This window comes from Clostridioides sp. ES-W-0018-02, assembly GCF_020658175.1.
Taxonomy (GTDB): domain Bacteria; phylum Bacillota; class Clostridia; order Peptostreptococcales; family Peptostreptococcaceae; genus Clostridioides.
On the sequence record NZ_JACVVY010000001.1, the window covers coordinates 914,846 to 927,491 of the forward strand.

The 12,646-nt window shown below is 25.4% G+C and carries 9 protein-coding genes; all 9 read right to left on the reverse strand.

Going from position 1 to position 12,646, the window contains the following annotated elements:
- Positions 1-14 precede the first annotated feature (14 nt).
- The 9 genes from IC219_RS04150 to IC219_RS04190 are packed head-to-tail and all read right to left on the reverse strand — an operon-like array spanning position 15 to position 12,646.
- Positions 15-3,695: an Ig-like domain-containing protein gene (locus IC219_RS04150; RefSeq protein ID WP_227830664.1), complete on the reverse strand. Its 3,681-nt coding sequence runs from the start codon at positions 3,693-3,695 to the stop codon at positions 15-17.
- A 15-nt stretch (positions 3,696-3,710) separates the two neighbouring features.
- Positions 3,711-4,829, reverse strand: coding sequence for a Low copy number virion structural protein (locus tag IC219_RS04155; protein WP_227824074.1), 1,119 nt, complete (start codon positions 4,827-4,829; stop codon positions 3,711-3,713).
- Complete coding sequence (locus IC219_RS04160) at positions 4,830-5,504, reverse strand: hypothetical protein (protein WP_227824075.1); 675 nt, start codon at positions 5,502-5,504, stop codon at positions 4,830-4,832.
- 8 nt (positions 5,505-5,512) lie between these two features.
- A complete protein-coding gene (locus tag IC219_RS04165) occupies positions 5,513-6,328 on the reverse strand; it encodes a baseplate J/gp47 family protein (protein ID WP_227830665.1) in 816 nt (271 codons plus the stop codon).
- Complete coding sequence (locus IC219_RS04170) at positions 6,309-6,722, reverse strand: hypothetical protein (protein ID WP_227824077.1); 414 nt, start codon at positions 6,720-6,722, stop codon at positions 6,309-6,311. The genes IC219_RS04165 and IC219_RS04170 overlap by 20 nt, the downstream gene beginning before the upstream one ends.
- The gene (locus IC219_RS04175) at positions 6,715-7,491 is read right to left on the reverse strand and encodes a hypothetical protein (protein WP_227824078.1); all 777 of its coding nucleotides are present in this window, start codon (positions 7,489-7,491) and stop codon (positions 6,715-6,717) included. Before IC219_RS04175 ends, IC219_RS04170 begins: the two co-directional genes overlap by 8 nt.
- 40 nt (positions 7,492-7,531) lie before the next feature.
- The gene (locus IC219_RS04180) at positions 7,532-11,176 is read right to left on the reverse strand and encodes a hypothetical protein (protein ID WP_227830666.1); all 3,645 of its coding nucleotides are present in this window, start codon (positions 11,174-11,176) and stop codon (positions 7,532-7,534) included.
- A gap of 38 nt (positions 11,177-11,214) precedes the next feature.
- Positions 11,215-11,583: a hypothetical protein gene (locus IC219_RS04185; protein WP_227830667.1), complete on the reverse strand. Its 369-nt coding sequence runs from the start codon at positions 11,581-11,583 to the stop codon at positions 11,215-11,217.
- The gene (locus IC219_RS04190; protein ID WP_227830668.1) at positions 11,576-12,646 is read right to left on the reverse strand and encodes a hypothetical protein; all 1,071 of its coding nucleotides are present in this window, start codon (positions 12,644-12,646) and stop codon (positions 11,576-11,578) included. Before IC219_RS04190 ends, IC219_RS04185 begins: the two co-directional genes overlap by 8 nt.

Genomic DNA, 12,646 nt, shown 5'->3' on the forward strand with positions numbered 1-12,646 from the left:
CTTTTGTAGCTTATCTATATTTTTCTATTTACTATAGTGATTTCATCTTTAGCATTTTCATTAGCAATTGCCTTTATAACATCTATACAATCTCCTGTCCAACTTGTATAAATACATGGAATTATTCCATTAATATCAGTTCTATCATTTAATTTTTCAATTGTTCCAAGAGCAGATTCTATATTTACAAAAGCACCTTCAACTGGATTATTATACATATCTGTTACTGATATTAAGATGCTTATATCATCTTTTCCATTTGCAAACACAAAGTTGGTTTCTGAGTATATCTTTAAAAAGTATGGTTCTAAGGTATAATCTGATATGTATATATATCCATTGTATAGGGTATTGTAGATTGGATTTAGTGATATATGCTTTAATTCTTTTAGTGAAGATGTTTTATGAGTTTCAAAATAGACCTTCACTTTATTTGGATACTTTTCTTCAAATTTATGTAATTTTATTTCAACTTCATCTTTTTCATAGTCATACAAAGCTATAAAAGAGTTCTTAATCTTGTATCTAACATTTATTATCTTTCCTTTAGGAACCTCTTTTTCAAAAACTATAACATTATTTTCAATAGTATAGTCCTTCATTAATACCTCATTTATTGTAATCACTATTGTTGTCTCATCTATATCTATGTTTTGTAAGTATAAAGTTTTAAACCCAAGAGATTCAAATTTTTCTTCATTTTCAAGTGAATATTCTCCTGTTTCACTCACAAAAAATACTTGAGTATATGGTTCTTCTATTCCAATTTCATATATGATAATAGGTGAATATTGTTGTGGTATTGGAGACATTCTTATTGTTTTAGTGTAAGGAACTTTAAATATTATTCCATCTTGCTCTGATTCTACTATAAAATCACTTTCAGATAAATATAATGATTGTGCTTTTATTGGTTTTTTAGTTACTTTATCATCTCCATCATATAAAATATTATATTCTTCAGAATATACATCTACCTTAGTAAATTTTATACTTTTTATATTTTCTAACTTAAAATTATTAGCTTTTGCAACTGTTTCTGCATATTCTTCAATATTTTTTATAATTGTATATGGTTGAGTATCATACGGTAGATTATAAGATATTATATTTTCATATTTAGATGAGTATTCTGTAGGATTGTAAGTGGCTTTAACTTTTATATCCCCTATTGAGGGTAAAAAAGTCTCTAAATTCATTCCTGTATACTCATATCTTCCAACTTTTAGGTTTAAACTATATAGTTTTGCTCCCTCTTTTAAAACAATTTTAAATCTCACAAATCTTTTAGCTTCAATCTTGGTATTATTTTCTACTTGAATCCATTTATCTGAATTTAGTTTTCCTTCTAAATTAAGCAATACATTATCATCTTGTATATAAAATTCTACTTCTCCATCAAACTTCATTGATGGCATTATATATTTTAAATTCTCTGTGGTTTCTATTGTATCCCCTAAATCAATTATGTTAGTTATTGATATGGATATGGAATTATCTGATAACGGCATCAATACTTCTTCTCTATAATAAAAATTAAAACTAAGGAAAGAATCAATAAAGTTTCTCCAATCAGATTCACATTCATAAATTAACTCTCTATGTTGTAGTTTGGGCATTTTAGAAGGTTTAAGTATAAACCTTAATTTAAAGACTTTACACAATATTAAATTTGAAGGAATGGACTCTCCATAAATCAATTTAACTGGTTGCATCCATTCTCCATAAATATCATTATGACCTACATAAAATACATCTACAGTACTAAATTCATTGGATTTTTGTATCCATGATATTTCTTGAATGGATGTAGGTTTTTTGTTAAATAAAAAAGGTGTTGTTTCATAAATATATTCATCCAGAAAATCGTAATAATAATCGTTATAGTATTTTATTGGTTTTGGCCATAACATATCATCTTTATATACAAATTTTGAACTATCCAGTAATAAGTCTTTTTTATTAAATTTTCTAATATCATACCTTTCAAATTGCCCTGTTGGCTCTGATACATTCAAAGTAATCTTAATTAGTATTCTAAATTTATTAAAGGTATCCTGTAATATTTTTTCTTGACCATTCATATTACATTTATTATATAAATAATACTCCTCTTGATTATAATAATAATATCCATTATGTATACTTGGACACCAACGTGCTAAAGCATTTTGTAATGTTCTCAAGGATACAATTATAATATCATCAATATATCCATATCTTATAGTAAGCACTTTTGGATAATCTAAAATCATCACATCACTTATACTAGCTTCTACTACAAGCTCAAACCTTTTATATTCATTTGAATTTAAACTAAATTCTGTAAGACCATAAACATAGGTATGCTTTCTATTATCATCAATTATGAACTCTCCTCTATCAACTTGTCCTAAAAATTCCTTATACTCAGTTGAATCTGAAATTATAGAATCAGAATAAAATTTTATTTTGTCTCCATTAATTAATGTATAGTCTTCTTCATCTACTTGATTATCAAACTCATATAAAACATATGCTTCTTCTGGACTAAATTTTTCTATTATACAATAATATTTTCTATCATAGACATCAAGAGAAGCTTCAAAAACTGGAGCTGTATCTACCATATCCTTCTTTCCATTTTCTGATACTTCAAAATCTCCATTTATGGCTCCAACAAGCGAATCATATTCTAGTGGTGGAAATATTTCAATATATTCTTTTTGTCTTATAACTTCTACAGCTTTTATACACACTTTATGGTCAAAATAACCATATTCACTAAATTTAACGTTGTCATCAGCTTTATTGTCTTCTAAAAAATCCCTATATCCATGTGTATATGAATATATTCTTACTGGTCCTTTTATATTGTAAACTTCTATATCAAATTTATATCTCTTTGAATAATCTTTATTTTTTAATTCTGGTATCAAACTATATAAATAAATATCTGCTACTTGAGTATGCTCATCAAATACATAGTCTAAATCTAGTTCAGATTTATATGTTGGCCCAAATGGTTCTCCTTCAATTTTTTCTCTAATTTGGGATACCTCTCTTGCACTTACTCTAATACTTACTTTAGAATCATAAGTAATGTAATTAGTTTTAGCTTCCATCTTATATCTATAATAAAATTTTATAGTGTTATATTTTACCTTGTTACTTGCTCTTATTCCATATATTTTATTTAGTAGTTTAAATGTCTTTTTATATGTAGTATCTTCTGATTTATATAACTTACAATCATTATAATCTCCTATCCCAGACTGAAATGCTTTCATTCTACTTGCTATGTTAATATTCATATATGGAACTATTTCCACTCTTTCTGGCAATTTAAACTTAGTATAGCTTAGCACTTTATTTTCTTTTATAATTACATTTTTTTCTTCTTCCAATACGGCAACTATAGATGGAGATAGCGAGAATGATTCTGTATTTTCTGTTTTAAAAAAAATATATACACCCTCTGTTAACGACTCTATTTCATATCCATCAACCATTAATTTACTTATATGTATATTATTTTCAATACTATATCTATCTAACTCTTTAGCAAAATACTTGGTTATTTCTTTTGAATCAACTTCAAGTTCTTCGTGTGGGTATAGCTTTAGATTTTTTTTAATTATATGTTTATTAAAGCTTATCAACTTATTTATTTCAGTATTCTCTATAATAAGTTTAATTTCAAAGTTCAAATCCATTTTTTCACCCCCAATCTACTTTTTATAATATCCATATTTTGAAAAACCTTTTATACTGGAATCAAGAAACGTTGGTAAAAATGAAAAACTATTATCATAATCTTCATCTTTTCTTACCCAAATATCTTCATCATATCTAAAATCATTCCAGAAAGTTGAAGTATCATCTTTTATCTTTGTTACATAATCAATTAATAGACTTGTTGGAGTTGCATCTGAATTATACAATTCTATATTTAATTTTTTATTATTTATATCCACTAGTTGATACATTTCAAGATTTTTTATAAAAGAAATAACTGCTGATTGATTTTTTTTATCAGGATTTCCCTTTAAAAGAATTTCTCCTCTAGAAGTGATATAGACATCATTTAAGTCTATTATATTGTTATCTATTGATATAGTATTTATCAATACCATCTTTTCAGATATAATAAAATCTTCGCCCATATTCTTCCATTCTTTTACTTCTCTAATTCCAAGCTCTCTTGCAATTCCATTAGCAAGACCTCGCTTTGTTGAATTAGCTGGATTTTTAAAGACATCAAGAATTCTCAATTTATAATCATGATTCTTCTCACCTTTAAGCCTAGAGCATCCTACTAAAGAACCAAATTCATCAAAAAAGTTCCATACATGATGTAGACTTAGCTCAAATAAAAATTCTTTATTATTAAACTTTATTTTTATTTTACCAAAAGGTAAATCTTCTTCTTTATCGTATGCCTCTCTAACATAAATTATTTTCTTCTTTTCATCAATAAAATAATAATCTGGCTGCTTTATGTTATTTTCTAAATTTTTTTCATTTCTCTTTATTCCAAAAAAAGTATACAAATCACAACTTCTTTCAAGTATGAGTTGATTTGTATACACCATAGAAATATTATTTATATTAAAGTTACTTGGTAGTAAAGCTTTATATACCAAATCAACAAACTCTTCATCTGCTGATTCAATATACATTTGCTTTGAAGCATAAAGTAGCATTTCTTCTATTTCATCCAACTCTATACCAAATATATTTAAAAACTCAATCCCAATAGACTTATTGGGTTTTTTCTTCATTTCAAACCAAAAGGGAAGCATTGACCTTATTTTTTCTGTATATCTTGCAAAATCGCTTTCTTGCATTTAGATAATCACTCCTCTAAATTTTAGCCCTACTAAGTCTCCATTTAAATTATTTAATGTTTTATTTGCATCAAACATAATGTCATTCATAACAAACAGAAATGTATCAAATACCGTTATAGACTTATTGTATATATCTGGATAAAAAGCAGATACACAAATTTCTTGAATCCTAGCAACTATTTCATGCTGTCTATCTGAATTCCAATGATTATACTTATCCATCACTATATCAAGTACATTTACTTCTTCTTGCGAATAACGATTATTATCATTATAAAAACTTTTCAAATCGGCAATAATATTATTTAATGTATAAACACTTTCTGTATATAATTCATCTGTATCTACTATCTTTCCAGAGTCCACTTTTTTACATAGTTTTAAAGCATGAACCTTAAATATATCCATATGATTAATCAATATTTCTCTAAAAACAGCTTCTTTTCCCTTATTCTCGAGTGTAAAATGTATTTTTATAATATTTTTATTTAGTTCTATTTTTTTAAATATTGGATGCGAATATAACATTAATTGATTATTTATAGCTTTATATTGTTCTTTATTCTTTTTTTTATATTTTTTTCTACCTAAGCAAGCTCCAACTACAGTGATAATTGCAGTTGTAACTGCTACAACACTCTTTATTAATTCCAAATATATGTTTTCAGTCATTATGTCCCCTATATAATTACTACAGAATCCCCATCTGGAGATACGATAAATTTTTCATCCCATCTGCACTCCTGATTAATTAACAAACAATTTTTATTGTTTATCTTAATACTATTACAAGAATAATTTAGTATAGAATCACTGACTTGCATTATTCTCTGTGTCAATTCATTTATAAATAGTGATTCTCCTATGTTTATAGAATTTATATAGCTTATGATTTCTTCTCTTACAGATACTCTTATAGCTTGTTTTTCTGTTTCGCCTATATATGAAGAAAATACCAACCCTACATTTAGCTTTACATATTTAAAATTAGGCAACTTTACTATGACCTTTTCTCCAAATGATGTTATATCTAATAATGCTTCTCTTACATTCAAAAGTAAATCTTCATCTTTTATATTTTCAGTTATTGGCACAATAGTCATACTACCTGGTCCATGAGAGTATCTTTTTAATATTACATCTTTTACACCTTTGATACTTAAGACAGCTAATCTTATTGAAGTTTCATTTGCTTTAGCCAAAGTTAGTGTTTGATGAGTAATTCTTTTTCTATAATCTTCATCTGATTCTTCAAATAATCTCTTGCATCCTACTAATATACCTATAGCATTTAAAAACCTACCAGTAGCAGTAGTCACAAAAGCTTGAAGATGGCTCATTGTAAGTACATCATAAAATTCTGATATATTTTTATTTATTATATCAGAAAAAAGTTTGGCTATAGAACCAGGGCTTGTGTCAAATCCAATTTTATTTAGTTCGACTTCCGTTTCTTTAACCAGAGATTCAAAATTTTTATTGTGTATTAATATCATATTTGATTTTCACCCCACTAACTACATCAATTTCCATGTTAATAACAATTGGATTATTATTTCTTTTTTCTTTTATGAAAATTAATAATTCTATCCTATTTTTGCATATTTTAGGTATAAAAAACAAACTATTTTCTCCAACTAACTCATCATAAAGTAATGCTTGTTCAATAGATTTTATAATTAAGTCTAATGTATTTTTATTATTTAATTCGCCTAAAAACTTTTCTATATCTGAACCTATATAATCTACATTGAACCAATCTTTTGTTACAGACTTTATTCTACAAATACATTTTTGTCTAAGTAAATCATCTGAATTTAAATATAAAAAATTATTCGAATTATTATCATATATTAGCTCTCCACTATCTGTTATACAAAAATCAAACATTCTTATCTACTCCATTTATCTCTATCTTTTTTGTATCAATAACTATCTCACTTCCAGATAAAGTAATTTTATCTTCAGCACATATATTTATATTATTTGATATTATTGACCAGTTTTCTGATTTGGTAGAAAAATCTCCAAAAACTTCTATAGTTCTATTTTCAGCATTTATCCTTAATCCAACATTAGTTGCTGTAAATATATCTATACTACTATCATCTCTTAATTTTACAATTGAAGATTTTACAGGATGGTATATACCAACTTCTTTACCTACAAAAATTCCTTTTTTTTCTATTTTTTTTACAATATTATCAATAGGATTTTTATGCATAAAATCTTTATATTTTGACTTATCTTTATTAGCATAGTCTAGCCAAGTTTCGCTCGTTTTTTTAGTTATTTCTCTTGAATCTCTCTTTATATTTGATAATAAACATCCTTTTCTAATATGAGTTTGTCTTTTTTTTGATGGAGATTTGTATGACTTCTCTACTACTCCTGTTATTTTCGGTTGAAATATAGAACCATTATTAAATTGTATATATACTTTATCTCCTTTTTCTAATGGTGATAAATGAACTCCTTCTCCTATATTTTGAATAGGTACATTTGAAAAAGTTGTACTATTGCCTTTTATGTTCTCTACATATACATCTGCTGTATTTTTACATATATTATAATGTATTACTTTACCTATAGAAGTTGTAAACAGTATCTTTGAATATGGATCTATTATGTTATCTATTAATTTATCTTTAAGCTTCATATTAATTACCTCCCACTCTAGGTTAAACTTCCTATATGAATTAAACTTTATATAATGGATATCTAATTATAGAGTTTTTATAATTAAACATTTCATATTGTGCAGTAAATATACTATTTAGCTTCTTATAATTATCTAGTCTAGTTAGTTTAGAGGTATCAGTTGTATTGTTTGAACTTACTAAGCTTTCATTGTTTAATATATTTGCTACAGAAAACAATATTTTATTACATGATTTTAACATATTACTCATGCCACTATATTTTAATGAGTTTGCAGTCAATAGACCTGGTGTAATTGATGTTGTAAATCCAGTTTTCATATTTATAGAGTGTGTTACTTTCCTTGCTAAGCACACACCTGATAGTCCTCCAAACAAATCATTAATTGCTATTAAATCATATACATTCACTTGTGGTTTCCCCATAATAATCAACTCACCACTGTAAGTTTCTTGCCATGAATTTTGAAGTTGTGATACACAGTTTCTTATAGACATATGCCTGTTATTTGCATATAATTCTCTGCATTTCAAATTTTCATCCTCTAAAGTAGAAAATATATTAAAATTCTGTATCATTGAATTGTCTAATACTTTATTTTTTTGATTTGACCATTTCATATTGTAATCACTCGTTATAAATGGTGTTGATTCTAAAGTCCCTAATACATTATAAATTCCTCTTGTATTTGTTATTAAATTGTTATTATCTATTTTTATATTATTGGCTATAATTGAGTCATTAAAGTCTACTATATGCATTTGCGAAAAAGCTTTAGAATACTCATAGGTATCATTTTTAAACTTATTTATATCAAATTTGTACATCCAAATAGGTAAACCAAAAAATAATCTATGTTCAAATAGGAATGGTCTTGGATATACTACAAACTCAGGCATAGATTTTTCGCTCATTTTACATATGTCCCATATTTTTTTACCTATTGGTAAAAACTCATAAATTGATTCACTTATATAGTTAACACTGTGAATATCACTAAGGTATATCCCATTATAATTACTTAGATACATATTTTTAGATATATCACTCTGAACTTTTTTGTAAGCTTCTATAGAATTAAAATCATACATGCCAAAATGCTCTACATCATATTTACTCTTAAGATTCTTTTCCTTATATTCAATATTTTGGTATTCTATTTTAGAACTTCTCTTACTCATTAAATCTAATATTATATTACTTGCATCTTTCTTTAAATCTATATTATCATTTAAAAAATTCATATCTTCACTTAGATATCTATTTGTAAGCTCTAATCCATCTGACTTTGCCTCTATTAAAATAGTGTCTTTTGAAGTATTCATTTCAATTATAGTACCATTAAACACAATTGGATATTTTGAGGGATTTGAACCATATCCCATTCGTATATGTACTCTAGTTCCTTCTTTCAAAATGTCTTGGCTATCTAATTTATTTCTTTTTTTCACTATTTCTAAATTAATTTCATCTCTTGAGTCTTCTTTATATCCTTCCAACACTTTTGATAATATACATTGATTTTTATTAAACGTATTTACAGTGTCATTTTTTATACCAATACTATCACCATCTAAATTTTTTTCATTATTAAAATCATTAGGAATAATTACTTTTGCACTTGATATAGGAGAATCAACTTCTTGTGATATTTTTATATCTATAATAGACTTATATATATAGTAATTTGTCCAACTTTTTTGTCCATCAAAGCAATCTATACCCTCATCACATAACATAAATATAAAATTTGGAAATGCCCTAATGAGTGTACCTTTTTGCGAATATAAAAATTCATCAACTAGCATATTTTCTACAACTGTATTTCGATTATTTTTAGGAAACTCTTTAAAAGATTGAGTTGGCTTTACTTGTTCGATATTAAATTTTCCAACCTCATTTCCATGTATTTTATTAAAGTTTTCATTCTTAAATATTAAGTGTTTGTCAGAAGATAATTCTCTTTCAAATTCATCATCCAATTCACCTATGTTTTGTGGTTCATATCCATATTTATATTCTGGCTCTACAACTATATCTGATTTAATGCTTTTTAACTGTGTATCAATTTTATTACATTCAGATTTAGTAGGATATATAATATAAAAGTCTGGTTCAACAAAACCACTATATTTTTCATTTCTCGCTATTTCGCCCATAACTATATCTGTTCTAGGATATTTTACAAGTGAAGTTTGTTTAATTCCATTTTTAGATCTAAAATTTCTTACTTTTTGTATAGCATTGTCTATTTCGTTATATTTTGGTAGACTGAGATTTGGATACATTTCCAAATATACAAGTTTCTTGGAGGCACAAATATCCTGCATAGTTTTATTATCTATTCCTTTAGATGTATAATCTATAAAATCCTCTTCTGTACCTAGTCTCCCCTCAGGAATTTCATTGTACTCATATTCATATGTTTCTATAGCTCTATTAAATGGTCTAAAGCCTATTGGTTTCATATTTTGAATTTTATCCATATCATAACTTCTACATTTAATGGTTATATTGTATAATCCACAAAATCCAAATACAGTGTCTACTTGAACATCTTTTATGGTTATGTACTCTGTTCCAGTCAGATTTACAAGTTCATTTTCCACTTTTATAATATCTCTATCTTCATTTTCAAAACTTGTATTTTTATTATTTAATCTGTTGAATTTTTTTATTATACTCTCATCACTTGTTTTAAATATAAGGACAAAGTCAATTTTATTAAATCCCATATATTGTTTTGTTGGTATTTCATCATGATTTAATCCTATGTTCGAAAATGTATTACTTAAACTAAAATTGATATATGTAAGATATACACTTTCTTCACTACTCAATATTTCATCAAAATATTGTTCATTCATTATAATGTTTTTGCTCTTTATTTTATTAAAATCAATATTTTTTAAATGTAATTTTTTAAATGTAAATTTACCAGTGAAGTTTAGTGACTGTATCTTTTTAAGACTTGATAAGTTAGAATTTTCAAGATTTTTTTGAGTATAAAATCTATACAAATCCCAATCTATATGCTTATCTAATGAAATATTATCTTTATTAAAATAAGACTTTACATTAAATTCTTCCATAATTATTTTGATTCTTAGAGTCTCAGAAAAACCCTCTACAGTTTCAACTGACATACTTTTTAAGGCTACATTATTTATACTATTTGCATCATTTACAACTTTACATTCAATTGGAACAAATGGAGTATATTTAAACTGACAAATTAAATTTCTTAATCCATCTACATAATATTTGAAGTCAAATGGCGATTCTACTTGATATCCATTAACTTGATTTATACCATTTATCATCAAGGTCACAAATATTTCTTTTCTTATATTCTGTTTTTTAGATTGTTCTATATTTGCCATCCTATTCTCATTAAGACTCTCACTATCATTTATAGAAGTTATACTTATATATTCTGGTAATATTTTAAAACAACAGTCTCCTATTCTAAAAATATTATCAAGATTGTCTTTATATTTGAGCCTATGTTCATATTGAATATATTCGTAATAACTTAAAGGTTTATATTCACCATCTAAGTTTCTAAATGTTGATTCTTTGTATAGCATATTGACTATTTCTTGACTATCTTTATCAGTTATTTCCTGAGCAATAGCTCCATAATAAGATTGGTTTGAACTCTTATTAGACTTATTATTCATAAACTCACCTTCTTTAACTCACAAGCACTTTTATAAATTCACTCAATTATTTTAGATATTACACTTTCAATTTCCTCACTTGTTATGTCTTTTCTATCATCTTGTATTGTAGTTCTTATGTTTAAATTTTTTATATTTTTAAATAGATTCTTTATAATTTTTTCACCATAATCTATATCAGTATCTAAAGGAGATTGAGCAGATATTTTCATATTTAATACTTCATTATTATTTGTAAAAATATCATCTTCTACTATGTTATCTTTACTTTCTAAGTTACAATATTCATCATTTAATTTAGAGTTGATATTACTGAAAGATGCTTTAGCTTTTATTCTTCTCCCTAATAAAAATTTTTCATATTCTTCTTTATAAAAGGCTTCTTCAATATTATTTAAATTATTCATTTATAATATCTCCAATCATTTTTAACATCTTTATTTTAAATTTTTCAAGTCTGTTTTCATAAAAATTCAAATCTATATTTGATTCTTTTCCACCTAGAATATAGTCTATATCAATATTTTTATATCCTGCTCCATTTAAAATATCTCTTATTTGTAAATGAAGTTTTGATATATCGTCGTTATAATTCTTCAAATTTTCATTAACATAGAAATCGCTTATCTTAGAATTTTTTCTATTTGTACTATTTATGATATTATCTTTATTTCTTATGTAATCTCTTTTTTTATCTTTTATATGTTTTGAATTAGTAATATTATCCTTATCATTTTTATTCTCTATTTTAAAAAAATCTAAATTTGCATATTTAGTCCCTATATTTAATTTTTGTACATTTCTACACCTTAATACTTTTAGCTTTTCTGGATTATCCCATCTTGTATTTGAGAATTTATTGGAATCCAAACGATAATTTTTAGATTTTATGTAATTATTTTCTAGGTTTTCCTTATTTAAATTATTTATGTCATTCTGATTATTCATATACTCTTTATTAGACTTATTATTTGGATAATCTTTGTCATATTCAAGGTTCACATCTACGCCTCTTAATTTAAGAATATATTCAGACTTAGCTGTCATTTCCATAAGCTTTTCATAATCCCAGTCTCGTATTTCTTTAAGAGAAATTTCTGGAAATGCTGCTTTTACAAATAATTTACTCTGTTCTAAAAAAGAATTAAGCTTACTTCTACTTTCCTCAAAACAATCTATTATTGAACTTTCCTCTAAAATATGAGATTCATAAACTATTCTTTTAGATATTTCATCTGCCAATCCTGCTATTGGACTTTTTGAAAAAACAAATTTATCAGGATATATTAATGCAGATTGGCATATAAAATCATTAAACTCTTCATATGTATCAGAAATAATACCAGCTTTTATGTATATATTTAAATTAATTAATTTAAATATATATTCATGTGTACTAAACTTAATATGAATTAACTTTTTATATCCTGTTTTTTCTTTTATATTTATAATATCTTTTATTAAAAGCAT

Bases quoted from the DNA above. Each gene is read 5' to 3' on its own strand.
- IC219_RS04150 (WP_227830664.1), bottom strand. From the start codon at position 3,695: ATGGATTTGAACTTTGAAATTAAACTTATTATAGAGAATACTGAAATA.
- IC219_RS04155 (WP_227824074.1), bottom strand. From the start codon at position 4,829: ATGCAAGAAAGCGATTTTGCAAGATATACAGAAAAAATAAGGTCAATG.
- IC219_RS04160 (WP_227824075.1), bottom strand. From the start codon at position 5,504: ATGACTGAAAACATATATTTGGAATTAATAAAGAGTGTTGTAGCAGTT.
- IC219_RS04165 (WP_227830665.1), bottom strand. From the start codon at position 6,328: ATGATATTAATACACAATAAAAATTTTGAATCTCTGGTTAAAGAAACG.
- IC219_RS04170 (WP_227824077.1), bottom strand. From the start codon at position 6,722: ATGTTTGATTTTTGTATAACAGATAGTGGAGAGCTAATATATGATAAT.
- IC219_RS04175 (WP_227824078.1), bottom strand. From the start codon at position 7,491: ATGAAGCTTAAAGATAAATTAATAGATAACATAATAGATCCATATTCA.
- IC219_RS04180 (WP_227830666.1), bottom strand. From the start codon at position 11,176: ATGAATAATAAGTCTAATAAGAGTTCAAACCAATCTTATTATGGAGCT.
- IC219_RS04185 (WP_227830667.1), bottom strand. From the start codon at position 11,583: ATGAATAATTTAAATAATATTGAAGAAGCCTTTTATAAAGAAGAATAT.
- IC219_RS04190 (WP_227830668.1), bottom strand. From the start codon at position 12,646: ATGCTTTTAATAAAAGATATTATAAATATAAAAGAAAAAACAGGATAT.